Source organism: Nonomuraea sp. NPDC050733 (genome assembly GCF_040654215.1).
Taxonomy (GTDB): Bacteria; Actinomycetota; Actinomycetes; order Streptosporangiales; family Streptosporangiaceae; genus Nonomuraea.
Map to the genome: position 1 here is coordinate 176,789 of NZ_JBFAHO010000004.1, position 22,460 is coordinate 199,248.

A 22,460-nucleotide genomic window follows, 5' to 3' on the forward strand; every position below is an offset into this window, starting at 1 on the left:
GAGGTGCTCCTGTAGGGGGCCAGCTGCCTCCTAGTATGAGCACATTTTTGGGATCTGTCGGGTTATTCCTTCCAATTGTTCCAACAAATCGCAGTCGGCATCGGTCAACCGGCCGAGCTCGCCCATCCGCGCAGGCGCGCGGGCACCGGCAGTAGACATGATGATCTGCTGTTGGTCGACGAGATCCAGCGGGCCCCAGAGCTGTTGCTGCCGATCAAAAGAGAGGTCGACCGGGATCCGCGTCCTGGACGCTTCCTGCTGACCGGGTCCGCGCGTCTCCTCGACCTCAAGGACCTCCCCGATGCCTATCGTCATCAAGAGGATTCCCGCTTGGTCGTCCAACGCCACAACTCGGGCGATCGTCACGCCGAAGCTGCTGGTCGTGGACTCTGGCCTCGGTGGCAGGCTGACAGGGCTCGTACCGGAGCGCGCCTTGGATCCGCTCGCTCCGGTCGGTCCTCTGCTGGAGAACTTCGCGGTAGATCGCCCGGCAGCTCACGTGGGCCGACGAACCCGTACAGCTCCTCCACTACCGCAACCGCGACAAGGTCGAGGTGGACGCCGTACTGGAGCACGCCTCCGGTGACGTGGTCGGCATTGAGGTCAAGGCCGCGCCGCTCTCTGGGTGCTGGAGCCTTGACCGGTCTGGCGGTGCGGCTTGTGCCTGACACCGTGTCAGGCGGTATGCCTGTTCTCGTGACGACGGCTTCGGAGGAGGAGCGCATGGAGATCGCCGAGCGGATCGACGGGCTGCTGGCGGCCGGGAAGGCGCCGGGCCTGCACGGGCTCGTCGTGGTCCGGGACGGCCGGGTGGTCCTGGAGCGGTACGGCGAGGGGGAGGACTTCCGGCTGGGCGAGCCGCTGGGGCACGTGAGGTTCGGGCCGGACGTGCTGCACGACATCCGGTCCGTGACCAAGAGCGTAGTCGCCCTCCTGTACGGCATCGCCCTGGGCGACGGCCTGGTGCCCGGCCCCGGCGAGCCGCTGCTACCGGCCTTCCCCGCGTACGCCGACCTGGCGGAGGCCAGGAAGGACCTCACGGTGGAACACGCGCTGACCATGACCCTCGGCCTGGACTGGAACGAGAACGTGCCGTACACCAGCACCGCCAACAGCGAGCTGGCCATGGAGGAGGCGCCCGACCGCTACCGGTACGTCCTGGAGCGTCCCGTCGTGGAGGAGCCCGGGAAGCGGTGGCACTACTGCGGTGGGGCGTCGGCGCTGCTCGGCAAGCTCATCGCCGACGGGGCGGGCGTGCCGCTGGAGGAGTTCGCGCGGGAACGGCTGTTCGGGCCGCTCGGGATGCGGTTCGAGTGGACGGCCAACCGCGGGGTCGTGCTCGCCGCCGCCGGGCTGCGGCTGCGGCCGCGCGACCTGGCCGCGCTGGGGTCGCTGGTGCTCGACGGCGGGCGCGGGCTGGTGCCGGAGTGGTGGATCGGCGAGGTGCTGCGGCCCCGGGTCGAGATCTCCGAGGGCTACGCGTACGGCTACCAGTGGTACGTGAGCCCGGGGCAGTGGGTGGGCGCGACCGGGAACGGCGGGCAGCGGATCGTGGTGGTCCCCGAGCGGCGGCTGGTGGTGGGCGTCACGGCCGGCGAGTACGACGCCGCCGAGCAGTCCAGCACCGCGGTGGTGCTGGAGGAGGTGCTCAGGGAGGACTGACACCGGGCCGGACGCCGGCGGCGCACAGCTCGGACGCCGGGTTCACACGGGGAGGTGCGCGATCGCGGCACGGAACGCGGCGACGGCCGCCCCGATCGCCGGGTGGCCGCCGTACCCCCTGCGGAAGGCCGCCAGCGTGCGGCGGCTCAGCGGCAGCTCGGTGAGCGTCACGCCCGGCGGCGGGGCGAGCGCGGCCAGGCGCGGCACCAGGGCGACGCCCTGCCCGGCCGCCGCGAACGCGAGGACCGTGTCGAAGTCGTCCACCTGGTGACGCACCCTCGGCTCGAACCCCGCCGCCTGGCAGGCCCGGATCGTCATGGCGTGGCAGAGCGTGCCGGGCTTGCCGGTGATCCACGGCTCGTCGCGGGCGTCGGCGAGCGCCGTCCGGCCGGTCAGGTACATGGACTCGGCGAACAGCGGCTCCGTGGCCAGCGCGGGGTCCGCCTCCGGCGGCACGAAGTCGTACTCGTGGACCAGGGCGACGTCCAGCTCGCCCGCCCGCAGCGCGCCGGAGACGTCGGCGGGGTCGATCTCCGACACCATCGGCTCCAGCGCCGGGCAGGCGCGGGCCAGCTCGGCGAGCGCGGCGGGCATCAGCGCGCGGGCCGCCGTCGGGAACGCGCCGATCCGCACGGGCCCCGACGGCTCGCCCCGGACGGCCGCCAGCGCCGCCGACGCGCGCTCCAGCTCCTCCAGTACGGCCTGCGCGTGCTCCACCAGCAGGCGACCGGCCGGGGTCAGCGTGACGGCGCGGCCGGTCCGCCGCAGCAGCGGCACGCCCGCCTCCCGCTCCAGCGCGCTGAGCTGCTGCGACACCGCCGACGGGGTGAACATGACGGCTTCGGCGACGGCGGCGATCGTGCCGCGCCTGGCCAGCTCCCGAAGCAGGCGCAGCTTCCGAGGGTCGAGCATCAGTCCAGCTTAGGCTCAACCGCACGAATCCGAACTGGACCTGACGTACGGACCCGGGCCAGGCTCGAAGCATGCTCAAGGGAATCCACGTACCGCTCGTCACGCCGTTCACCCCCACCGGGGAGGTGGCCGCCGGGGCGCTGGACAAGCTCGCCCGCCGCGTGCTCGACGAGGGCGCGTCCGGCCTGGTCGCGCTCGGCACCACCGGCGAGGTCGCGGCGCTGACGCCGGCCGAGCGCGCGCAGGTGGTCGAGGTGTGCGCCGAGGTCTGCCGGGAGCGCGAGGCGCCGCTGACCGTGGGCGTCAACGGCAACGACACCCGCTCGGTGCTCGCGGCGCTGGAGGAGCTGCCGCCGGACGTCACGGCCGCGCTGGTGACCGTTCCGTACTTCCTGCGCCCCTCCGAGCGGGGCGTCGTGGCGCACTTCGAGGCGCTGGCCGACGGGACGCCGGTGCCGCTGGTGATCTACCACATCCCCTACCGGACCGGTCAGGCCGTGGGCGCCGCCACGCTGCGTCACCTGGGCGGGCACCCGATGATCGCCGGGGTGAAGTACGCGACCGGCGGCGTGGACCAGGACGTCCTGGACCTGCTCGGCGACCTGCCCGAGGGCTTCGACGTGCTGGGCGGCGACGACGCGGTCATCTCGCCGCTGCTCGCGGCGGGCGCCTCCGGCGGCATCATGGCCTCGGCGAACCTCGCTCCCGCGGACTTCGCGGACCTCGCCGCGGCCTGGAGCGCGGGCGACGTGACGCGGGCACGGGACCTCGGCCATCGCCTGGCCCGGCTGTCGGCCGCCCTGTTCGCCGAGCCGAACCCGGTCGTCACCAAGGGCGTCCTGCACGCCCAGGGCCTCATCCCGACACCCGACGTCCGGCTGCCCCTGCTGCCCGCGAGCGAGCCCTCGGTCACGACGGCCCTGGCCCTGCTGGGCTGAGAGCTGGCTACTCTCGGACGAATGATCACGAATCGCCCCACGGCGCGCGTCATCCTCGCCGGCCCCGGCGACCGCGTGCTGCTGTTCCGCTTCGTCCCACCCGATCCCTGGCCATGCGAGCCCGCATGGCACCTGCCCGGAGGCGGGATCGAACCGGGCGAATCGGTGGCGGACGCGGCTCGCCGAGAGGTTCACGAGGAGACCGGCTTCGTCCTCGCACCCGAAGACCTGGGCGAGCCGGTGGCCGTCAACGCGGGACAGTGGTCGATCGAGGGAAGCCGCTACTACACCGTGCACACGTACTTCTTCGCCCGGGTCCCGGCGGTGGAAGTGCCCCGAGCCGGGGACGACGGGTTCGGGCACCGATGGTGGACCGCGGCCGAGCTCGACGCGACCACGGAGCGGGTCTTCCCACCCGGGCTGGCCGTGCTGCTGAACGACCTGCTCCAAGGAGTACGGCCCGAGCGGCCCGTCACTCTCGACTGGTGAAGCCGGCCGCGTGACAGGTTCGCCGGCCTGCACCTGGAGCATGTTTCACGTAAAACATCGCTTGACCTCAAGCGTGGTTGAGGCGGCACTGTCGCCCCATGAGCCAAGCAACGATGAGAGCAGCGGCGTTCGCGACCCCCGGCGGGCCCGAGGTGCTCCAGGTCATGGAGGTGCCGCTGCCCGAGCCCGGACCCGGCCAGGTGCGGGTGCGGGTGAGGGCGGCGGGCGTGCAGCCGTTCGACGCGGCGGTCCGGCGGGGCTGGACCCCTCCGGGTGTCACCGGCGGGCTGCCGCGCGTGCCCGGCAACGAGTTCGCGGGTGTGGTGGACGAGGTGGGCGAGGGTGTGTCAGGTGTCGAGCCGGGGGCCGAGGTGCTCGGGTTCTCGTTGCTCAACGCGTACGCGGAGTACGTCGTCGTGCCGGCCGCCCACGTGACTCCCAAGCCCGGCGGGGTCCCGTGGGAGGTGGCGGGCGCGCTGACCGCGGCCGTGCAGACGGCGGAGCTGGCGCTGGACGGGCTCGCGGTGGGCGAGGGCGACACGCTGCTCGTCCACGGCGCGGCCGGCGCGGTGGGCACGGCGGCGGTGCAGATCGCCCGGTGGCGGGGCGCCACGGTGATCGGCACGGCCCGCGAGGAGAACCACGAGCACCTGCGCTCCCTCGGAGCCGTTCCCGTCGTGTACGGCGACGGCCTGGCCGACCGGGTTCGCGCGCTCGCGCCCGGCGGCGTGGACGCGGCCCTCGACGGGGCCGGCGGGGTGGCCGTGGACGTCTCGCTGGAGCTGGTCAAGGATCGCGCCCGCGTCCTCACACTGGTCGAGCACGGCAAGGCCGCCGAGCTGGGCATCAAGGTGACGCGAGGTGAGCGCACGGCCGAGCGCCTCGGCCGGTACGCGGCGGAGTACGCCTCGGGCCGGCTGCTCTTCCCGATCCGGCGGACGTACCGGCTGGAGGAGGCGGCGGACGCGCACCGGGAGATCGAGACGGGCCACGGCCGCGGGAAGATCGCCCTCACCGTCGGCTGATCCCCGGCAGGGGCCGGTCAGCCGGTGGTCCTGTGCCGCTGGTTGAACCGGCCCACCTTCGCGCGGTTGCCGCAGCCCTCCATGGAGCACCAGCGGCGGCTGCCGTTCTTGCTCACGTCGAGGAACCACAGGACGCAGTCGGGGTGCGCGCACCTGCGCACCCGCGACGGCCGCTCGCCCATCATCCGCACGAACGCCGCCGCTGCCGTCCACGCCGGGCGCCAGGCCGGCTCGTCCACGACGACCAGCTCGTCCGGCTCGCCGTCACGCATCACCGGCCGGACCGCGCCATGGCCGAGCACGTCGTTCAGGCCCGTGTGGCCCCGGCCTTCGAGCGCGTCCCGTACGGCCTCGCGGGCCAGCACGAGCCGGTCGCGCACCGCCTCCAGATCGGCGTCCGGGCCGGCGGCCATCGCCTGGTCGGACAGCCAGGCACGAACCCCGTCGAGGTCGTCGAGCTGGTCGGCCCGCGCGCCGTGCTCCATCCACACCGTGTTGACCAGGTCCAACGCCACGGGCTCCCCGCGAAGCGGGCGGACTCTCATTTGGCTAACCCCTCAAAGCGGTTTGACCGGTTATCTTTTGCCATGCTATCACTTAACCGGTCAAAGCGTTTTGAGTGGTTAGGGAGTGGCGTCATGGTCGTGTCGCGCGAGAACGCGTTACCGGAGATCGTCCGGGGCAGGATGGTGTCGCGGGCGCCCGCCCGGGTGCCGGTCCGCACGGTGGTGACGGCGACCGGGGCGGCGCTCGCGGCGCTGCTGGTGCTCGCCGGTGTGGCCAGCGTGAGCGGGCTGGCGCTGTTCGCGCTGCCGTTCGTGGCCAGCGCCGCCATCGTGGCCCTGGCCCCGGCCGCGCCGTTCGCGCAGCCCCGCAGCGTCGTCCTCGGGCACGCCGGCGCGACCGTGGTGGCTCTGGCCGTGACCGCGGTGGGCGGGCCGTCGATCTGGACGGCTGCCGTCGCCGCGGCGCTGACCACGGCTCCGATGCTGCTGCTGCGCGCCCCGCACCCGCCGGCCACCGCGACCGCCGCCCTCATCGGCCTCACTGCGCCCGCCCCGTGGTACCTGCTGACCCCGGTGGCCGTGGCCAGCGCCGTCGTGATCGTCAGCGGCGTGCTGCTCGGCCGGCTGCTGCCCGCCCACCGGTACCCGGCCTACTGGCTGTGACGGCTAGACGCGCTCCCGCACTGCCCGGGCGATGGCGAGCTGCACCTCGTTCATCCGGTCGGAGCCGTCCTGGACGTCCCAGATCGTGTTCTGCAGGGCACGGCCGAGCGTCCACCGGGCCGCCCGCGGCCGGTCCAGCCCGAGCAGATCCGTCATCAGGTCGAAGCGCCTCAGCACCGCCCGCCGCACGTCGCCCGAGCCCACGACGTCGTCCCACCGGTTGTGGAGCGCGGGCATGAGGTCGAACCCCGGGTCGCCCGCGAGCGGCTTCGGGTCGATGGCCAGCCACGGCTCGCGGTCGCCGGCGAGCACGTTGTCGTAGTGCAGGTCCCAGTGGAGCAGCCGGTCACCCGGCTCGCCCGCCACCTCGGCGACGGCCGCCGCGCAGGTGTCCACCCATTCCCGGTCGCCGTCGCGGGCCAGCCCCTGGACGGTCGCGGGCACGTCGTCCAGCATGCCGCGGGCGATGTCGCCCAGCCGCCGCGTCCCCGGCGGCGCGGGCAGGGCCACCAGCCGCCCGAGCAGCCCCGTCAGGATTCGCAGTGCCTCCATGTCGTCGGGCACGGACGACAGCGGCCGGTCCGCGTCGAGCCGTTCGAGCAGGAGCGTGCCCGTGCCCGGGTCCTCCTCCAGCAGCCGTACGACGCCGCGCCCGGCCCACGCGCGCAGGCCGGGGCCCTCGCTGGAATTCTCGTCGGTGACCGGCTGGAGCTTGAGCGCGGCCCGCGTGCCGTCGGCGCGCACCACGGGCAGCACCAGCGAGACCATGCCGTGCCACGGCCCGCCGTCGAGGCGCAGCCCCCACTCCTCCAGGTAGCGCTCGGCCAGCGCGGGCAGCCCAGCCGACCAGGCCCGCCCGGCCTCACCGTCGAACTTCACATGCAGCGCGGTCAGCGCCTCCGGCACAACGATCTGCATCGCCCCAGCCTGTACCACCGGTGCGGGTCACGGGTCCGGGGCGATCGACTTCCTGAGGGAGCGCAGGCAGAGCCGAAGGGCCGCGTGCCGGGGCGCCCCCTCGTCGCGCGCGTGCGGCGCGCCCGGACCGGCGGCTGGTGACGGCGGCCGGCTGGATCAGTAGTGCCAGGGGAACGGCGACCAGTCGGGCGCCCGCTTCTCCAGGAACGAGTCGCGCCCCTCGGCCGCCTCGTCCGTCATGTACGCGAGCCGGGTCGCCTCGCCCGCGAAGACCTGCTGCCCCACGAGCCCGTCGTCGATCATGTTGAAGGCGAACTTCAGCATCCGCTGCGCCGTCGGCGACTTGCCGTTGATCTTGCGGGCCCAGTCGAGGGCCGTGGCCTCCAGCTCGGCGTGCGGCACCACGGCGTTGACCATGCCCATCCGGTGGGCGTCGGCCGCCGAGTAGGTGTCGCCGAGGAAGAAGATCTCGCGGGCGAACTTCTGGCCCACCTGCCGGGCCAGGTACGCCGAGCCGAAGCCGCCGTCGAAGCTGGCCACGTCGGCGTCGGTCTGCTTGAAGCGGGCGTGCTCCTCGCTGGCCAGTGTGAGATCGCTCACGACGTGCAGGCTGTGCCCGCCGCCGGCCGCCCAGCCGGGCACCACGCAGATCACGATCTTCGGCATGAACCGGATGAGCCGTTGCACCTCCAGGATGTGCAGGCGGCCCGTGGAGGGGGAGCCGTCGGCGTACTGGTAGCCGTCCTTGCCCCTGATGCGCTGGTCGCCGCCCGAGCAGAACGCCCAGCCGCCGTCCTTGGGCGACGGGCCGTTGCCGGTGAGCAGGACGCAGCCGACGTCGGTGGTCTGCCGGGCGTGGTCGAGCGCGCGGTGGAGCTCGTCGACCGTCTGCGGCCGGAAGGCGTTGCGCACCTCCGGGCGGTTGAACGCGACGCGGACCGTGCCCTGGTCGACCGCCCGGTGGTAGGTGATGTCGGTGAAGTCGAATCCCTCGACCGCCTGCCACGCCTTGGGATCGAACAGCTCGGAGACCATGCGCCAGAGCCTAACCGAACCCCTTCGTGCCGCCCCGTTCAGGTGAGCGGGTCAGGTGACCTCGGCTCGCAGCTCCGCCAGCAGCTCGCCCTGGTCGGCGAGCATGTCGGTGAGGATGCGCCGGGCGGTGTCGAGGAGCTGGGACAGCTCGGGGGTCGCGAGTGTGTAGACGACCGTGCTGCCCTCGCGGATGGCGCTCACGATCCCGGCCCTGCGCAGCACCGCCAGCTGCTGGGACAGGCTCGACGCCTCGATGTCGATCTGGGCCAGGAGATCCCTTACGGGGAGTGGTCCTTCCTGCAGCAGCTCCAGCACTCGGACGCGAGCGGGGTGGCCGATAGTGCGGAAGAAGTCGGCCTTGGCCTGGTAGACCTCCACGTGCATAGTGACAGACTAATCCAGTTCACTTGCATAATTCTTCAAGTCGTAACGTTGTTGGCTAGGATGACAGCGGGGACTAGGGAGTTGCCATGGGCCGAGGAAGAGCCAAGGCGAAGCAGACAAAGGTCGCTCGCCAGCTGAAGTACACCAGCCACACCATCGACTACGACCGGCTGCGCGAGGAGCTCGGCGTCGACTCGAGGCGTGACGACATGCATCCGGTGACGTCGTCCGAGCAGGAGTCCGAGCCCGCCCGTTGAGGCGGGTCCGGACTGCTCCCTCGCGGCGGGTCACGCGGGTCACCAGGTGCGCGCACGGGCACGGGCCCGCGCGGTGACGCGGGCGTGCCTGGCCGGCGCGAGCGTGACGTTCTTCAGCCGCCTGGCCTCCGGGGCCGGATCGGTCACCGACAGGTCCAGGCGGCGCAGCACCTCGCGGATGACGACGCGCATCTCCAGCAGGGCGAGCTGCGCCCCGACGCAGAACCTCCTGCCGCCGCCGAACGGCATCCACGACCGGGCGTGCTGGTGCCCGCCGAGGAAGCGCTCGGGCCTGAACTCCTCGGGCTCGTCCCAGACCGCCGGGTCATGGTGCACGAGCGGGATGCTGGGTCCGGCGTACCATCCGGCGGGCACCTCGTAGCCGCCCAGTCGTAGCGGGGCGTCGAGCATTCTCGGCGCCTCGTACACCACCGGCCGCACGCGCAGGACCTCCTTGACGACCGCGTCGAGGTACTCCTCGTCGTCCGGCAGGCGCTCCAGCACGGCGGGCAGGCGCAGCAGGCGCTCGAAGGCCCAGGCCAGGCCGGTGGCCGTCGTCTCGTGCCCGGCGAGCAGCATGGTGATCAGCTCGTCGCGGATCTCCGCGTCGCCCAGCTCCGTCTCCAGGAGGCGGCCGAGCACGTCGGTGCCGCCGGGCTCCGCGCGCCGGCGGGCGATCTCGTCGTACAGGATCGCGTCGACGGCGGCCCGCAGCCGCAGGAACCGCCCGTACGGGAGGAACGGCACGCGCCCCATGGCGGGCCGCAGCCGGGGCGGCGCCATCGCGACCGTCATCGAGCTGCTCACGTGCAGCAGCTCGGGCAGCAGCCGTCGCAGCCGGTCCAGGCGCGCGGCGTCGCTGATGCCGAAGACCAGCCGCAGGATCACCTCCAGCGTGATCTCCTGCATGCGCCCGCGCAGCGCGAACGGCCGGCCGAGCGGCCAGGCGGCGATGCGCTCGGCGGCGATCTCGGTGATCTCGTCGTGGTAGCCCGCCACCTGCCTGGCGCGCAGCGGCGGGGTCAGCAGCTTGCGGTGGGACCACCAGGGGTCGCCGTCCAGTGTGAGCACCGAGTGGGCGCCGACCAGGGGTTCGAGGAAGTCACGCCGGGCCTCGCCGGCCAGGCCGCCGCCGAGGTCGGTCCGGTAGACCTGCTCGGCCAGCTCCCCGGTGGCGACGTACACCTCGGGCGGGAAGCCGAGGTAGCGCGCGGTGAAGACCGGGCCGTGGCGGCGATGGCAGCTCTCGAAGAATCCCACGGGGTCGGCCATGAACCAGGCGGTCTGGGCTGCGGCCGGAAGCCGGGGTCCGGGTGGGATCATGTCGCACCTCACTATATATACGTACGTCATACACGCTCGTATATATCTGTAGCATGGATCCCGTGTCACGAACAGAGGCCGGCGGATACCGGGAACGACTGCTGGCCGCCGCGGTGAGCTGCCTGCGCGACAAGGGCTACGCCCGCACGACCGCCCGCGACCTGGTCGCGGCGTCCGGCACCAACCTCGCGTCCATCGGCTACCACTTCGGCGGCAAGGACGCGCTGCTCAACGAGGCCATCATCGGCGGCTTCGAGCGGTGGACCGACCGGGTGGAGGAGGCGATCTTCGGCGCCGGGGCCGGCACGCCGCGCGAGATGCTGGAGCGCGCCATGGTCGCCCTGGTCGACGTTTTCGAGGAGCTGCGGCCCCTGCTCGTGGTGTGCGTGGAGGGGTACCCGGCGGCGCTGCGCGAGGACGCGCTGCGGGAGAAGCTGGCGGGGGCCTACGCGCGGGCCCGCCAGGCGGGTGCCGACATGCTCCGGCGGGCCGGCGCCGAGGCGGGCGGGGAACCGCCGGTCGCGCCCGAGGCGCTGGTGTCCGTGCTCATCGCGGTCTCCGACGGCCTCATGCTCCAGTGGCTGCTCGACCCGGAGAGCACGCCCGACGCCCGCCAGGTCGTGGACGCGCTCGCCGCCCTGTCGGCGTTCGCGAGCTGAGGCACCTGCCACGCGCCCCGCGCCGCCGCGGCCGGGGTCCCGGCTCGCGGCCCGGACCGTGGTCCGGGCCGCGCCTCGCCGGGGTCATGTCCGGGTGGCGGTGTGGGCGAGGATGGCGCCGGCCAGCTCCTCGTGCGTCTCGGGCGGAAGGGTGTGCCCCATGCCCTCGACCATGAGCAGCCGCGCCCCCGGGATCTGCTCCGCGATGATCGCGCCGTGGCCCGGCTTGGCCGGCTCGTGCGTGCCCTCGACCACCAGCGTCGGCGCCTTCACCTGGTGCAGCACGCCCTCCGGCTCGAAATCGGGCTTGGCGGCCGCGGCCAGCCGGTGATTCGCGACGGCGGCGAGGTCGCGCGCCCGCTCGAAGATGCGCTCCTGGAGCCGCCGCTCGGCGTCCTCGTCGAACGGCAGGGCGGTGCCGTGCAGCACCCGCGCCTCCTCGATCATCCGGTCGATCTGCTCGCGCCGGCTCGCGGGCGGCGGGCTCGCGATCACCTTCCGGAAGTGGTCGACGAACTCGGGCCTGGGCGGCGGCAGGCTGCCCTCCGGCTGCGGCTCGCCCATGAGCGCCCGCATGATCACCGCTCCCTCGTGCCCGCCGAGCGGGGAGGAGCCGATCACGGTCAGCGTGCGCACCCGCTCGGGATGCTGGACCGCGATGAACTGGCCGAGCAGCCCGCCCGCCGAGTGGCAGACGAGGTGCGCGCTCTCCAGCCCGTACGCGTCCATGACCCGCAGCACGTCGTCCTTGATGTCGTCCCATGTGTACGGCTGCGTGGCGAAATCGAAGACGGACGAGCGGCCCGTGTCGCGGTGGTCGTAGCGGATCACCCGCCGGCCGCCGGCCGCGAGCCGCCCCACCAACGCGTCGGGCCACAGGACGCCCTGCGACATGGAGCCCATCACCAGCAGGATCGGAGTGTGTGCCGGGTCGCCGAACTCCTCGGTGTGGAGCTGGACGCCGTCGATGTCGATCAGGTTCGTTTGCATGCCGCAACTCTGTCGCACCGGCGCCCGTACGCCTTCCGTAGGACTACTGGGCTTCACAGCAGCCGGGCCAGCTCAGTACGTGAGGTGATGCCCAGCTTCGGATACACCTTGTACAGGTGGTACTCGACGGTGCGCGGGCTGAGGAAGAGCTGGGCGGCCACCTCCCTGCTCGACGCGCCGGCCGCGACCAGCCGCGCGATGCGCAGCTCCTGCGGCGTGAGCGCCCCGAGCGCGTCGCTCTCCGGCCGGGCCGCCGTCTCGCCCGCCGCCCGCAGCTCGCCGTGCGCCCGCCGCGCCCACGGCTCGGCGCCCAGCCGCCGGAACGTCTCCATCGCCTCCCGGAGGTGCGCCCGCGCCTGTCCGGGGCGTTGCGCACGGCGCAGCCGCTCGCCGTACAGCAGGGCCGTGCGCGCCCCCTCGAACGGCTCCCCGTGCAGGCGCAGCGCCTCCTCGAACAGCTCGTCGCCGCCCCCGGCCAGCGCGCGGCACCGGGCGAGCAGCGCCCTCGACTCAGGGGTCGTGGCGCCGGCCGCCCACCGCTCCAGCCCCTCGACCGCCGCGCGGGCCGCCTCCGGCTCTCCCGCCGCAACGGCCGCCTCCACCCGGTCCGGGGTGGAACGCCACACCACGGTCGGATGCCCCGCGCCCGGCCCCGCCGTGGTGATCGACACGAACCGGGCGTGCGCGGCCTCGAACCTGCCGAGCCCGAGGTCCAGCATGGCCAGCGCGTACGCGGCGACGGCCGCCCGCAGGCCGACCCGGTGCGGGATCGCGATGGCCAGGGCCTCGGCGGCGTGGCGCCGGCACCTCTCCTCCTCGCCGCGCAGAGCGGCCACGACGGCGAGGTTCGCCAGGTGAGCGCCGACCGAGTTCGTGTAGCCGGCCTCCTGGGCCAGGGCCAGGCCCTCCTCGGCGATGGCGGCGCTCTCCGCCAGCCGGCCCCTGATGCGCTCGGCCGTCGAGACGAACTCCAGCACGACCGGGAGCTGCCCAGCGATGCCCGACATCCTGGCCACGGCGCCCGCCCGGCCGGCCAGCTCGGCCGACACGTCGGCCTCGCCGAGGTAGCTGGCCGCCGCGCACGCCCACAGGAACTCGGCGGCCTCCCGCAGCTCCCCGGTACGGGCCAGCGCCGCCCGCAGCAGCTCCTCGCCGTCGTCGGCGCCGGGGTCGAGCATGGCGCCGACGCCGGCCACGGCGTCGCGCAGGAAGCCTCTGGGGTGGGCCCGTGCCCGGCGTCCCAGCTTCACGATGGCGTCCACGTCGCCCACGTAGCCGGCCGCCTCGGACGCGTCGGCCAGCGCCTCCAGCGAGTCACCGGCGCCCAGGATGCGCACGGCCTCGGCCGCGTCGCCCCCGTTCAGCTCGAACCGGCCCCGCAACCGCGCGATCTCCCCGAGCAGCCCCGCCACCGGCCGCACCCCGCCCTGGGACGCCGGTCGCCCGGTCTCGTACGGGGTGCCGTCGGGGTCCGTGGGATGCCCTGGAAGGGTTTCGGCGAGTTCGCGGGCCTCCGCGAGGTGGGTCTGGGCCTGTCCTGGGCGGCCGGCGAGCCAGGCGGCCGTGGCGGCCTCCACCAGACGCCCGGCGCGGCGGCCGGGGTCAGGGGTGAGCTCGGCGGACCGGGCCAGGGCGGTGGCCGCGTCGCCGTACCCGCCGCGCGCCCGTGCCCGCCCGGCCGACGCGGCGAGGGCGGCCGCCACCTCCTCGTCCGGCGCCAGGGCGGCGGCGGCCAGGTGCCACGCTCGCCTGTCACCCTCGACCAACGCCGCGAGGACCGCGTGCGCCTGCCGCAGCCGCGCCGAACCGGCCCACGCGTGGACCGCCGACCGGACCAGCGGATGCCGGAACCGCACCCGCGTGCCCTCCACCGTCATCAGGCCGGCCGCCTCCGCCTCCGCCAGCCCGTTCCCGGGGTCGGGGAGCTCGCCGGTCAGACGGGACGCGGCGCGCAGGACGACGTCGAGGTCGCTCTCCAGCGAGGCGGCCAGCAGCACCAGGCGGGCCGGCTCGCCCAGCCCCGCCACCTGGTCGCCGAAGAGCTGCTCGCCCCCCGGCAGCGGGTCCGGCAGGGGCGCGCTTCCCGCGAGCTGTCCTGCCGTCAGCCGCGCCGCCGTCTCTCTCAGCACGAGCGGGTTGCCGCCCGACAGCGCCACCAGCCGATCCCGTACGGCCGGCGCGACCCCGGCATCGGACCCGAGCGTCACGGTCACCCGCGACCCGAGCAGGTCGCCCGCGCTGGCCGCGTCGAGTCCGCCCACCCGCAGCTCCGGCACCCCTTTCACGGGCATGTCGCCCCGCACGGCCAGCAGCATCGCGACGCCCTCGGTGCGCAGCCGCCGGGCCGCGAACAGCAGCGCGTCCGCCGACGCCCGGTCGAGCCACTGCACGTCGTCCACCAGGCACAGCAGCCCGTCCGGTACGGCGGCCTCGGCCAGCAGCGACAGCACCCCGGCCGACACCAGGAACCGGTCCGAGCTGGGCGCGGCCAGACCGAGCGCCCCGGCGACGGCGTCACGCTGCGGCGCGGGGAGCGCGTCGAGCAGGCCGGTCAGGGGCCGCAGGAGCTGGTGCAGCGCGGCGAAGGCCAGATCCGCCTCCGGCTCCACCCCACCGGCCCGCAGCACCCGCATCGCCTGTCCGTCTCCCGGTCCCGGCGAGGCTGCCAGGGACGCGGCCAGGGACAGGAGGGCGGACTTGCCGACTCCGGCCTCGCCGCGCAGCACCAGGGCTCCGCCCTCGCCGGCGGCGGCCGAGGTGAGGAGGCCGGTGATCGCGGTGGTCTCCGAGGCTCTGCCGTAAAGCATGAGAAAGGACTTTATACGGCGATATGTCGGGGTGCTGAGTCACGTCCGGAGGATCTCGGCCCGGGGAGACGGCACGCGGATGAGCGACGCGTTCTGCCGCCCGTTCAGGGTGGCCAGCGCCGGTACCCGGTCGAACAGCCGGAAGAGGAACGGCGGCGCGGTCGTCCCCTTGGCCAGCCGGGCCGCGGCCGCGCGCTCGGCGCGCCGCTGGCTCCGCTGCTCCCTGTCCGTCGGCGGGCGGCGGACGGCCTCGACCTCGCGGCAGGCCGCGTCCAGAACGGCGGCCGGCGAGGCCGGGTCGAGCAGGCAGGGCAGAAGCGCGTTGGCGGTGGCCGCGGCGTCGGCGATGGCGAGGTTGATGCCGTTCCCCCCGACCGGGGAGATCACGTGAGCGGCGTCGCCGATGAGCAGCAGCCCCGGGCGGTACCAGGTGTCGACCGCGGTGATCCGCACCGGGAGCAGCGTGAGCTGGTTGACGTCGGTCAGTGAGGAGAGCCGGTCGCGCAGCCACGGCAGCTCCCGCGTGAACGCCTCCACGACGGCCCCGACGCCCCGCTCCCGCACGCGCCCGTGGCTGCCCGCGGCGATCAGGTATCCGAGCTGCCAGCTCGTGTCCTGGTTCAGCACGGCCAGCAAGGCGCCGGGAGCGGTGACCAGCTGCAGGCCCGACAGGGGCGGGTCGTCCGGCGTCCTCGGCACCGCGTACCACAGCACGTCGAGGCCGGCGCCCAGCTCGGTCGCCGTGAAGCCGCCGAGGCCGCGCAGCTTCGAGTTGCGGCCGTCGGCGGCCACCACCACGCGGGCCCGCAGCTCGCGCGGGACGCCGCCCTCCGTGTACGCGACCCCGTTCACCCGGCCGCCGTCCCCCTCGCGCAGGAGCCGGCCCACACGGGCCCCCATCCGCAGCTCGAACCCGGGATAGGCGGCGGCCTTCTCCGCCATGAACGGCAGGAACCGGGCCTGGGGGATGAGGGCGTAGTAGGGGTGGCGGCGGCTGGCACGGCGGTAGTCGGCCAGGACGTAGGCGCGGCCCCCGGCCCGCCAGACGAACTCCGCGGCCACGGTGTGGGGCAGCGTCCTCAGCATCTCGTCGGCCAGCCCGAGCGTGTGCAGGTAGTCGAGGACCGCGGGCGCGATCGAGTCGCCGCGGAAGCGGCGGTTGAAGTCACCGTGCGACTCCAGCAGCGTCACCCGCGCCCCGCCGCGCGCCAGCAGGTACGCGAGCACGACGCCCCCCGGTCCGCCTCCGACGACGACACAGTCGGTGTCGTACGCCTCATCGGCCCGGGGCCGCCCACCGCCATGGTCTGTGGTCATGGCCACCTCCTGCCCCCGTCTTCGGCGGCCATGAGGCGACCGGTTGCACCTCGGCGGCACGGGTCAGGTGGCGTCGGCCACCGATCCATAATTTTCCCTCAAGCGATGCGCTGAGGGGTTGAGGAGAGCTTGAGTCCGACCACAGGTCGCCTCGGTAGCGTGGTCCGTTGACAGGAGAGAAATTCGGCAATGGGGGTTTGCCGTGAGCATCCTTAGCTTCCTTCCCGTCAGTTCCCAAGGGGGTTATCTTCGGGCCGGGCCGTCGCCGTAGTGCTGGTAGGCGGCAGAGCCAGAAGCACAGGCACCGCCCGTAATCGCAAGGCCCTCCAGCGGAAAAGGCGGGCAAACCGCGCCCGGCGTCGCGCCGCCCAGATCTTCAGGCGGCTTGACGCCGGGCGCGCGCATGTGTGCGGAGCCTGGGGCGCGGCGGCGGAGCCGGACGGGTCAGGTGGCGGCGCAGGTGTCGTGGGTGGCGTCGAAGCCGGCGATCGCCTCCGTGTCGTCCGGCGGCAGCGGCTTCAGGCCCTTCCAGTCGTCGCCGATGACGAGGATCAGCCGGCTCGTCCTGGCCTTGGGGACGGAGCGCGGCGTCGCGGCCGGCAGGTCCTTGCTCAGCGTGGGGACGCTGGTCTCGCCGCTCGGCGAGTAGAAGACCGAGGTCTTCGGGTACGGCTTGCGGGCCGTGTCGCCGACCTTGGTGATGTGGTAGCCGCGCTGTTCGAGGGCGGCGGCCACCTGGGTGCCGAGGCCGCTGCGGTACGTGCCGTTGCGCAGCTCGATCTGGACCTTGGAGCGGGCCACCTTGGTCTGGCCGCCCTTGACGCCCTCCGGGCTGCGGTCCTTGGCCACGATCTGGAACAGCCTGCCGGCCTGCGGCTGCACCCATTCGACCCGGCCGGGCTGGGTCAGCGAGTAGTGCCAGGGCGTGGTGATGAAGCGGATCTTCCCGGCGTTCAGCCCCTGGAGGTTGCTCGCCAGGTCCTTCATCACGGACGGGGTGAGGCCGCGGTCGGTGGTGACGGCCTTGGTGCCCGCGTCGAGGAACCCGAGCAGCTTGGCCGGGTCGGTCAGGGTCTCGCCGCTCATCACCTTCTTGACCATCGAGGCGATGAACATCTGCTGCCGCTGGATCCGGCCGATGTCGGAGCCGTCGCCGAGGCTGTAGCGGGCGCGCACGTAGCCGAGCGCCTGCTCGCCGTTGAGGTTCTGGCGGCCGGCGGGCAGGTGGAGCAGGGCCTTCTTGTCGTTCACGGCCTCGGGCAGGCACACCTCGACGCCGCCGATGGCGTTCACCATGCCCTTGAACCCGGTGAAGTCGACCTTGACGAAGTGGTCGATGTGGATGCCGGTGAGCGACTCGACGGTCCGCCACGTGCAGGCGATGCCGCCGGAGTTGAACGACTCGTTGATCATGCCGAGGTGGGCCTGCTGGCCGGGCAGGCCGTCCTTGGCGCGGCAGGCGGGGAGCTGGACCAGCGAGTCGCGGGGGAAGCTGACGACCATCGCGTTGCCCCGGTCGGACGACAGGTGGGCGAGCATGATGGTGTCGGTGCGCTCGCCGGCGACGCGGCCGTACTTGGCGTTCTTGCCGTTGCGCTGGTCGGAGCCGACGATCAGCACGTTGAGCGCCGTGCCCGCGACCTTCGGCGGACGGGTCGGGCCGAGGTCCTCGGAGGTCACGTCGGTGTGCTTGACGTTGCCGGTCAGCCGGGCGTACACGGCGACCGCGCCGCCCGCGATCAGGAGGACGACCGTGACGGCGACCACCAGGACCCACCGCGTCCAGCGCCGCCGGCCGCGCCGGGACGTGCCGGCCGGGGGGGACGGTGGCGCGTCGACAAGCCCGCTGCTCACATGACTCCCAAGGGACGGGGCCGAGGGGACCGCCCGTGGCCGGAGCCTGGTGGTGCAGATGTTCGGCCGGTTGAACCAGGCCGAGTGTACTTATCTCACGTATGGGTGACGTAAGGATGGCGAAACATCCGGTTGGCCGGGCTTGATGGTCAGTCCGGCAGCGGCACCCGGAGCGACAGGGCGCCGCGCAGGTCCAGCCAGGCGCTGCCGGGACCGCGCACCACCCGCAGCACGACCTCCTCGCACCCGGGGCAGCGGCCCACCAGCCCCGGCTCGGGGCCGTACACGTGCAGCGCGGCTATCGGCCCCGCCAGGCCGCAGCTCGCGCACCGGCCGGTCGCCGCGGTGACGTCCACGGCGAACAGCTCGGCCAGCGGGCCGGCCAGCGCGTTCCCGTCGAGGTGTTCAGCGGTCATGCCTGTCCCCTGATGGTCCGGTCAGCCCCCGGTGGGGCCGAAGCGTTCGGTGCGGATGCGCTCGGGGGCGTGGCCGAGCGCGAGCAGCAGGTCGGCGGCGGCCTCCACGAAGCCCGTCGGGCCGCACACGTAGCAGTCGGGCTCGAAGGAGGAGGGCCAGCCACCCTCGGCGAGGTCGTCCAGCATGACCCGCCCGGCCGGCCGGGGCCAGGGGTCGGGCGTGGAGCGCGTGTAGAGGAAGGTCACGTCGACGCCGGGCTCGGGCCGGCGCAGCTCCTCGGCGTAGTAGCGGCTGCCGGGCCCGCGCAGCGAGTAGAGCAGCCGGAACGGCACGCGGCTGCCCACGCGCCGGCGCTCGCGGAGCATCGCCATCAGCGGCACGATGCCGGACCCGCCGGCGACGAGCAGCACCGGCGCGGCGCTCTCCGGCCGCCACACGAACCACCCGCCGACCGGCCCGCGGAGCTCCACCTCGTCGCCGATCTCCATGATCTCGGTCAGGTACGGCGAGACCTCCCCGCCGGGCACGCTCTCCACGGTCAGCTCGACCGTCTCACCGTCGGAGGGCGCGGCCAGGGAGTAGCTGCGCTGCGTGCTGTAACCGTCGTCGGCCGTCAGCCGCACGTCCACGTGCTGGCCCGCGAGGTGGCCGGACCAGCCGGGCACCGCGAAGCGCAGCGTGCGGGCGCTGGGCGTCTCGTCGCGGACCTCGGTCAGCCGGGCGGGCCGCCAGCTCACGCGGCGGGTCGCCGACCGCCCCACTAGTCGCCCTCGTAGCGCTGCTCGCGCCACGGGTCACCGTAGTCGTGGTACCCGGCCGTCTCCCAGAAGCCGGGCCAGTCCTCGTTCATCAGCCGGATGCCGCGCACCCACTTGGCCGACTTCCAGAAGTACAGATGAGGCACCAGCAGCCGGGCCGGGCCGCCGTGGACGGGCGCCAGCTCCTCGCCGTCGAAGGTGTGGACGATCCACGCCTTGCCGTCGAGCAGGTCCTCGACCGGCAGGTTGGTGGTGTAGCCGCCGTACGAGTGGACCAGCGCGTACTCGGCGGCGCTCTCCACGTTCTCGAAGAGCACGTCGAGCGAGACGCCCTCCCACTCGGTGCCGAGCTTGGTCCACTTGGTGACGCAGTGGATGTCGACGGTCGGCCGCTCGCTCGGCAGCGCCAGGAGCTCCTGCCACGACCAGCGGTGGGTCTCGCCGGCCTCGGTGTCGATGGTGAACTCCCACCGGTCGAGCGGCACCCGTGGCGTCGGCCCGGCCGACAGCACGGGGAAGTCCTCGACGAGGTACTGGCCGGGCGGCAGCCGGTCGCCGCCCTCTCTGGGGCGGCCGCGAAAGCCGCGCGAGACGATGGCCACGGGGCCTCCTTCGATGACACCTGTCCCGCCATTCCATCACGGCGCCAGTCCATGATCCCCACGGGGCACGTAGCCTGGAACGAGGGCCGTCGTCATCCGGGGAGCCGCATCTTGAGCGACCGCAAGCCGTACGGAGTCAACTTCGAGTCGTGGATCGACCGGCAGATCCGCGAGGCGGAGGAGCGGGGCGAGTTCGACGACCTGCCGGGCAAGGGCAAGCCGCTGCCCGACCTCGACAAGCCGCACGACGACATGTGGTGGATCAAGCAGAAGCTGCGCAGCGAGGGCCTGTCCATGCCGCTGCCGCCGACGCTTGCCCTGCGCAAGGACGCCGAGGAGGCGCTGGCCGAGGCCCGCGCCGCCCGCTCCGAGCGCGAGGCGCGGCAGATCGTCGAGGAGGTCAACGCGAGGATCCGCGAGGCCATCCGCACCGGCCTGTCCGGCCCGCCGCTCAACCTGCTGCCGTTCGACGTGGAGCGCGTCGCCGCGGAGTGGCGCGCCTCCCACTGAGCGCGTCCCGCCGAGCACGCCTCCCAGTGAGCGCGCGTCCCGCTGGGCGCGTCGTGTATGGACCCGCCGGGGGACGGCGCTCACAATCAGGCCATGAGCGATGGTGCCGTCACTGATGGGGTCACGGGCGGGCAGGTGGGCGCGCGGGCGCCGCGCCGGGAGGACGCCCGGCTGCTGACCGGCCGGGCCAGGTACGCCGGCAACGTGCGGCTGCCCGGGACGGCCCACGCCGTCGTCGTGCGCAGCCCCATCGCGCACGGGCGGCTGACCGGCTGCGACGCCAAGGCCGCGTGGACGGTCGAGGGCGTGCTCGACGTCATCACGCCCGCCGACGCCGTCGACGTGCGGCTGCCGTGCGTGACGCTCGCCGCCGGGCAGCGCGACACCTCCTACCCGGTCCTGGAGGAGACCATCCGGTACGTGGGCCAGCCGCTCGCCGTGGTCGTCGCCGAGACGCCCGAGGCCGCCGCCGACGCCGCCGCCCTGCTGGACCTCGACCTGGACGAGCTGCCCCCGGTCGTCGGCGTGGAGCGGGCGATGGAGCCGGACGCCCCTCTCCTCCACCCCGACTGGGGCTCCAACCTGGTCACCGACTCGGTCCTCGGCGACGCCGACTGCGAGGAGGCCATCGCCGGCGCCGAGCACGTGGTGGAGCTGGCCTTCCGGTACGGCAGGGCGTCGCCGTACCCGATGGAGCCGCGCGCGCTCGTCGCCACGTTCACCGACGGGGAGCTGACGATCCGCACCTCGACGCAGGCGCCGCACCACGTGCGCGACCACGCCGCCGACGCGCTCGGGCTCACCCACGACCGGGTGCGCGTCGTCAGCGGCGACACCGGCGGCGGGTTCGGCGGCAAGGAGCACATCTACCCCGATGAGACGCTGGTCTGCCTGGCCGCCATGCGCCTGAGCGGCCGGCCCGTGCGCTGGACCGAGTCGCCCGGCGACCGGCTGGTCGCCACCCTGCCGGCCCGGGCCGCCGTCCACCGGGCGCGGCTGGCGCTGGACGCCGACGGCCGGTTCGTGGCGCTGCACGCCGACATCGTCGGCGACCTCGGGGCGCACCCGTCGAACGTCGGCATCTCGCCGTTCGCGGTGACCGCCATCATGCTGCCCGGCCCGTACCGCTTCGACCGGGCAGGGGTACGGCTGCGCGGCGTCGTCACGACGACCACGCCGACCGGCTCGTACCGGGGCTTCGGCCAGCCGGAGGCGACGTACACGCGGGAGCGGCTGATCGACGAGGCGGCGCGGCGGCTCGGTCTCGACCCGGTGGAGCTGCGCCTGCGCAACCTGCTCGGGCCGGAGGAGCTGCCGTGCGTGACGCGGATCTGGCAGCCGTACGACTCGGGTGACTACCCGCGCGCCCTGCGCACGCTCAGGGACATGGTCAGGGTGTTCCCCGACGGCGACGGGCGCCGGCGGGGCGTCGGGTTCTCGTGCCACGTGGAGGCGACCGGGCTGGGGCCGTCGCAGGACATGAAGGCCGCGGGGCAGCAGGCCGGCGGGTACGAGATCGCGGTGCTGCGCATGGAGCCGGACGCCTCGGTCGTCGTCGCCTGCGGCGTGGCCGCGATCGGGCAGGGCATCGAGACGACGCTGGCCCAGCTCGCCGCCGACCGGATGGGCGTCGATCCCGGCCGGGTCCGGGTGGTGCTGGGCGACACCGCGGCGACGCCCTACTCGCCGATCGGCTCCATCGCCAGCCGGGCGCTCGCCGTCGGCGGGGGAGCGCTGGTCCAGGCCGCGGCCCGGCTGCGGGACAAGATCCTGACCATCGCCGCGCACCGGCTGGAGGCCGCGCCGGAGGACCTGGAGATCGCTGACGGTGCCGTCCGGGTGAAGGGCGACCCGCGCGCCTCGCTGACGCTGCGGGAGGTCGCCACGTCGGCGTGGCGCGGCTGGGACCTGCCCGAGGGCGCGTCGCCCGGCCTGGAGGAGCGGGCCGTCTACGACCCGGCCGCCTACACCTACGCCTACGGCGCCCACGCCGCCGCCGTGGCGGTGGACCCGGAGACCGGTGCGGTCGAGGTGGAGGGCTACTGGGCGGTCAACGACGCCGGTGTGCTGGTGAACCCGGCCATCGTCGAGGGCCAGCTCAGCGGCGGCATCGCGCAGGGCATCGGCATGGCCCTGACCGAGGAGGTCGTCTACACCGCCGACGGCCAGCCGGTCATCGACTACCTGCTGCCCACGACCAGGGAGGTGCCCGCGATCGAGCTGGCGACGCTGGTGACGCCCTCGCCCATCACGCCCGGGGGCATGAAGGGCGTCGGCGAGGCCGGCACCATCGGGCCGCCCGCCGCCATCGGCAACGCGGTCGCCGCCGCCCTGCCGGAGGTCGCCGGCGAGATCACAGTCACGCCGCTGACGCCCGAGCGGCTGTGGACGCTGCTGACGCATGCGCGCACGTCCACCGGGTAGCCGTAGCCGA

24 protein-coding genes and 1 pseudogene are annotated in these 22,460 nt (G+C 73.7%); 11 read left to right on the top strand and 14 right to left on the bottom strand.

Features of this window, described 5'->3' with window-relative positions; all coding sequences use genetic code 11:
• Nucleotides 1–30 precede the first annotated feature (30 nt).
• Nucleotides 31–366 carry a hypothetical protein gene (locus tag AB0H64_RS10420; protein WP_357622987.1) on the bottom strand — a complete coding sequence of 112 codons (336 nt, stop codon included), beginning with the start codon at nt 364–366 and terminating at the stop codon, nt 31–33.
• Here AB0H64_RS10420 and AB0H64_RS10425 point away from each other — a divergent pair.
• From AB0H64_RS10425 to AB0H64_RS10435, 3 genes and pseudogenes are all read left to right on the top strand, one after another.
• Nucleotides 302–586, top strand: coding sequence for a DUF4143 domain-containing protein (locus AB0H64_RS10425; RefSeq protein WP_357622535.1), 285 nt, complete (start codon nt 302–304; stop codon nt 584–586). The two genes, AB0H64_RS10420 and AB0H64_RS10425, sit on opposite strands and share 65 nt — an antisense overlap.
• Nucleotides 510–668: pseudogene (locus AB0H64_RS10430) on the top strand (DUF4143 domain-containing protein); the annotation flags it as partial. The gene AB0H64_RS10425 and the pseudogene AB0H64_RS10430, both read left to right, overlap by 77 nt.
• 28 nt (nt 669–696) lie before the next feature.
• Nucleotides 697–1,662: a serine hydrolase gene (locus AB0H64_RS10435; protein ID WP_357622537.1), complete on the top strand. Its 966-nt coding sequence runs from the start codon at nt 697–699 to the stop codon at nt 1,660–1,662.
• Between the two features lie 42 nt (nt 1,663–1,704).
• Here AB0H64_RS10435 and AB0H64_RS10440 read toward each other — a convergent pair whose 3' ends face one another.
• Nucleotides 1,705–2,574 carry a LysR substrate-binding domain-containing protein gene (locus AB0H64_RS10440; RefSeq protein ID WP_357622539.1) on the bottom strand — a complete coding sequence of 290 codons (870 nt, stop codon included), beginning with the start codon at nt 2,572–2,574 and terminating at the stop codon, nt 1,705–1,707.
• Nucleotides 2,575–2,645: 71 nt separating this feature from the next.
• On the opposite strand from AB0H64_RS10440, the gene AB0H64_RS10445 reads away from it, so the two are divergent.
• The 3 genes from AB0H64_RS10445 (at nt 2,646) to AB0H64_RS10455 (ending at nt 5,026) form a co-directional block, all read left to right on the top strand.
• The gene (locus tag AB0H64_RS10445; RefSeq protein WP_357622541.1) at nt 2,646–3,512 is read left to right on the top strand and encodes a 4-hydroxy-tetrahydrodipicolinate synthase; all 867 of its coding nucleotides are present in this window, start codon (nt 2,646–2,648) and stop codon (nt 3,510–3,512) included.
• A gap of 21 nt (nt 3,513–3,533) precedes the next feature.
• Nucleotides 3,534–4,001, top strand: a complete 468-nt coding sequence (locus AB0H64_RS10450) for an NUDIX domain-containing protein (protein ID WP_357622543.1) — start codon at nt 3,534–3,536, stop codon at nt 3,999–4,001.
• A gap of 113 nt (nt 4,002–4,114) precedes the next feature.
• Entirely contained in the window at nt 4,115–5,026 is a 912-nt protein-coding gene (locus tag AB0H64_RS10455; RefSeq protein ID WP_357622975.1) for an NADP-dependent oxidoreductase, read from the top strand.
• Nucleotides 5,027–5,043: 17 nt separating this feature from the next.
• Here AB0H64_RS10455 and AB0H64_RS10460 read toward each other — a convergent pair whose 3' ends face one another.
• Complete coding sequence (locus AB0H64_RS10460; protein ID WP_357622544.1) at nt 5,044–5,541, bottom strand: CGNR zinc finger domain-containing protein; 498 nt, start codon at nt 5,539–5,541, stop codon at nt 5,044–5,046.
• Nucleotides 5,542–5,664: 123 nt separating this feature from the next.
• On the opposite strand from AB0H64_RS10460, the gene AB0H64_RS10465 reads away from it, so the two are divergent.
• Entirely contained in the window at nt 5,665–6,195 is a 531-nt protein-coding gene (locus tag AB0H64_RS10465) for an HPP family protein (RefSeq protein WP_357622546.1), read from the top strand.
• Nucleotides 6,196–6,198: 3 nt separating this feature from the next.
• Here AB0H64_RS10465 and AB0H64_RS10470 read toward each other — a convergent pair whose 3' ends face one another.
• The 3 genes from AB0H64_RS10470 to AB0H64_RS10480 all read right to left on the bottom strand — a co-directional run bounded on the left by AB0H64_RS10470 (nt 6,199) and on the right by AB0H64_RS10480 (nt 8,532).
• Nucleotides 6,199–7,113: an aminoglycoside phosphotransferase family protein gene (locus AB0H64_RS10470; RefSeq protein WP_357622548.1), complete on the bottom strand. Its 915-nt coding sequence runs from the start codon at nt 7,111–7,113 to the stop codon at nt 6,199–6,201.
• Nucleotides 7,114–7,269: 156 nt separating this feature from the next.
• The gene (locus tag AB0H64_RS10475) at nt 7,270–8,148 is read right to left on the bottom strand and encodes a 1,4-dihydroxy-2-naphthoyl-CoA synthase (protein ID WP_357622549.1); all 879 of its coding nucleotides are present in this window, start codon (nt 8,146–8,148) and stop codon (nt 7,270–7,272) included.
• Nucleotides 8,149–8,199: 51 nt separating this feature from the next.
• Complete coding sequence (locus AB0H64_RS10480; protein WP_357622551.1) at nt 8,200–8,532, bottom strand: metalloregulator ArsR/SmtB family transcription factor; 333 nt, start codon at nt 8,530–8,532, stop codon at nt 8,200–8,202.
• 86 nt (nt 8,533–8,618) lie between these two features.
• Here AB0H64_RS10480 and AB0H64_RS10485 point away from each other — a divergent pair, with 86 nt between their 5' ends.
• Complete coding sequence (locus AB0H64_RS10485) at nt 8,619–8,789, top strand: DUF3073 domain-containing protein (RefSeq protein WP_357622553.1); 171 nt, start codon at nt 8,619–8,621, stop codon at nt 8,787–8,789.
• Nucleotides 8,790–8,828: 39 nt separating this feature from the next.
• Here the strand turns inward: AB0H64_RS10485 and AB0H64_RS10490 are convergent, their stop codons facing one another.
• Nucleotides 8,829–10,112, bottom strand: coding sequence for a cytochrome P450 (locus AB0H64_RS10490; protein WP_357622554.1), 1,284 nt, complete (start codon nt 10,110–10,112; stop codon nt 8,829–8,831).
• Between the two features lie 62 nt (nt 10,113–10,174).
• On the opposite strand from AB0H64_RS10490, the gene AB0H64_RS10495 reads away from it, so the two are divergent.
• The gene (locus tag AB0H64_RS10495; RefSeq protein WP_357622556.1) at nt 10,175–10,771 is read left to right on the top strand and encodes a TetR/AcrR family transcriptional regulator; all 597 of its coding nucleotides are present in this window, start codon (nt 10,175–10,177) and stop codon (nt 10,769–10,771) included.
• 84 nt (nt 10,772–10,855) lie between these two features.
• Here AB0H64_RS10495 and AB0H64_RS10500 read toward each other — a convergent pair whose 3' ends face one another.
• The 7 genes from AB0H64_RS10500 to AB0H64_RS10530 form a co-directional block, all read right to left on the bottom strand.
• Entirely contained in the window at nt 10,856–11,761 is a 906-nt protein-coding gene (locus tag AB0H64_RS10500; RefSeq protein WP_357622558.1) for an alpha/beta fold hydrolase, read from the bottom strand.
• A 53-nt stretch (nt 11,762–11,814) separates the two neighbouring features.
• Complete coding sequence (locus tag AB0H64_RS10505; protein ID WP_357622559.1) at nt 11,815–14,568, bottom strand: LuxR C-terminal-related transcriptional regulator; 2,754 nt, start codon at nt 14,566–14,568, stop codon at nt 11,815–11,817.
• 39 nt (nt 14,569–14,607) lie between these two features.
• Nucleotides 14,608–15,885, bottom strand: a complete 1,278-nt coding sequence (locus AB0H64_RS10510) for an FAD-dependent monooxygenase (RefSeq protein WP_357622560.1) — start codon at nt 15,883–15,885, stop codon at nt 14,608–14,610.
• A gap of 444 nt (nt 15,886–16,329) precedes the next feature.
• Nucleotides 16,330–17,739, bottom strand: a complete 1,410-nt coding sequence (locus tag AB0H64_RS10515; RefSeq protein ID WP_357622562.1) for an LCP family protein — start codon at nt 17,737–17,739, stop codon at nt 16,330–16,332.
• A 149-nt stretch (nt 17,740–17,888) separates the two neighbouring features.
• Complete coding sequence (locus AB0H64_RS10520) at nt 17,889–18,155, bottom strand: DUF6510 family protein (RefSeq protein ID WP_310707880.1); 267 nt, start codon at nt 18,153–18,155, stop codon at nt 17,889–17,891.
• 21 nt (nt 18,156–18,176) lie between these two features.
• Complete coding sequence (locus AB0H64_RS10525; protein ID WP_357622564.1) at nt 18,177–18,893, bottom strand: ferredoxin reductase; 717 nt, start codon at nt 18,891–18,893, stop codon at nt 18,177–18,179.
• A 23-nt stretch (nt 18,894–18,916) separates the two neighbouring features.
• Nucleotides 18,917–19,516 (bottom strand): sulfite oxidase-like oxidoreductase, encoded by a 600-nt coding sequence (locus AB0H64_RS10530; protein WP_357622566.1) that lies wholly within the window; start codon nt 19,514–19,516, stop codon nt 18,917–18,919.
• A gap of 111 nt (nt 19,517–19,627) precedes the next feature.
• Here AB0H64_RS10530 and AB0H64_RS10535 point away from each other — a divergent pair, with 111 nt between their 5' ends.
• Both AB0H64_RS10535 and AB0H64_RS10540 read left to right on the top strand, forming a co-directional pair.
• Nucleotides 19,628–20,026 (top strand): DUF1992 domain-containing protein, encoded by a 399-nt coding sequence (locus tag AB0H64_RS10535; RefSeq protein WP_357622567.1) that lies wholly within the window; start codon nt 19,628–19,630, stop codon nt 20,024–20,026.
• A 93-nt stretch (nt 20,027–20,119) separates the two neighbouring features.
• The gene (locus tag AB0H64_RS10540; RefSeq protein ID WP_357622569.1) at nt 20,120–22,450 is read left to right on the top strand and encodes a xanthine dehydrogenase family protein molybdopterin-binding subunit; all 2,331 of its coding nucleotides are present in this window, start codon (nt 20,120–20,122) and stop codon (nt 22,448–22,450) included.
• The last annotated feature ends 10 nt before the right edge of the window (nt 22,451–22,460 follow it).

What these genes read in the sequence shown, in the direction of transcription:
- AB0H64_RS10425 (WP_357622535.1), top strand. Translation starts at nt 302, where the DNA reads ATGCCTATCGTCATCAAGAGGATTCCCGCTTGGTCGTCCAACGCCACA.
- AB0H64_RS10440 (WP_357622539.1), bottom strand. Translation starts at nt 2,574, where the DNA reads ATGCTCGACCCTCGGAAGCTGCGCCTGCTTCGGGAGCTGGCCAGGCGC.
- AB0H64_RS10445 (WP_357622541.1), top strand. Translation starts at nt 2,646, where the DNA reads ATGCTCAAGGGAATCCACGTACCGCTCGTCACGCCGTTCACCCCCACC.
- AB0H64_RS10450 (WP_357622543.1), top strand. Translation starts at nt 3,534, where the DNA reads ATGATCACGAATCGCCCCACGGCGCGCGTCATCCTCGCCGGCCCCGGC.
- AB0H64_RS10455 (WP_357622975.1), top strand. Translation starts at nt 4,115, where the DNA reads ATGAGAGCAGCGGCGTTCGCGACCCCCGGCGGGCCCGAGGTGCTCCAG.
- AB0H64_RS10465 (WP_357622546.1), top strand. Translation starts at nt 5,665, where the DNA reads ATGGTCGTGTCGCGCGAGAACGCGTTACCGGAGATCGTCCGGGGCAGG.
- AB0H64_RS10470 (WP_357622548.1), bottom strand. Translation starts at nt 7,113, where the DNA reads ATGCAGATCGTTGTGCCGGAGGCGCTGACCGCGCTGCATGTGAAGTTC.
- AB0H64_RS10475 (WP_357622549.1), bottom strand. Translation starts at nt 8,148, where the DNA reads ATGGTCTCCGAGCTGTTCGATCCCAAGGCGTGGCAGGCGGTCGAGGGA.
- AB0H64_RS10480 (WP_357622551.1), bottom strand. Translation starts at nt 8,532, where the DNA reads ATGCACGTGGAGGTCTACCAGGCCAAGGCCGACTTCTTCCGCACTATC.
- AB0H64_RS10485 (WP_357622553.1), top strand. Translation starts at nt 8,619, where the DNA reads ATGGGCCGAGGAAGAGCCAAGGCGAAGCAGACAAAGGTCGCTCGCCAG.
- AB0H64_RS10490 (WP_357622554.1), bottom strand. Translation starts at nt 10,112, where the DNA reads ATGATCCCACCCGGACCCCGGCTTCCGGCCGCAGCCCAGACCGCCTGG.
- AB0H64_RS10500 (WP_357622558.1), bottom strand. Translation starts at nt 11,761, where the DNA reads ATGCAAACGAACCTGATCGACATCGACGGCGTCCAGCTCCACACCGAG.
- AB0H64_RS10505 (WP_357622559.1), bottom strand. Translation starts at nt 14,568, where the DNA reads ATGCTTTACGGCAGAGCCTCGGAGACCACCGCGATCACCGGCCTCCTC.
- AB0H64_RS10510 (WP_357622560.1), bottom strand. Translation starts at nt 15,885, where the DNA reads ATGACCACAGACCATGGCGGTGGGCGGCCCCGGGCCGATGAGGCGTAC.
- AB0H64_RS10520 (WP_310707880.1), bottom strand. Translation starts at nt 18,155, where the DNA reads ATGACCGCTGAACACCTCGACGGGAACGCGCTGGCCGGCCCGCTGGCC.
- AB0H64_RS10540 (WP_357622569.1), top strand. Translation starts at nt 20,120, where the DNA reads ATGAGCGATGGTGCCGTCACTGATGGGGTCACGGGCGGGCAGGTGGGC.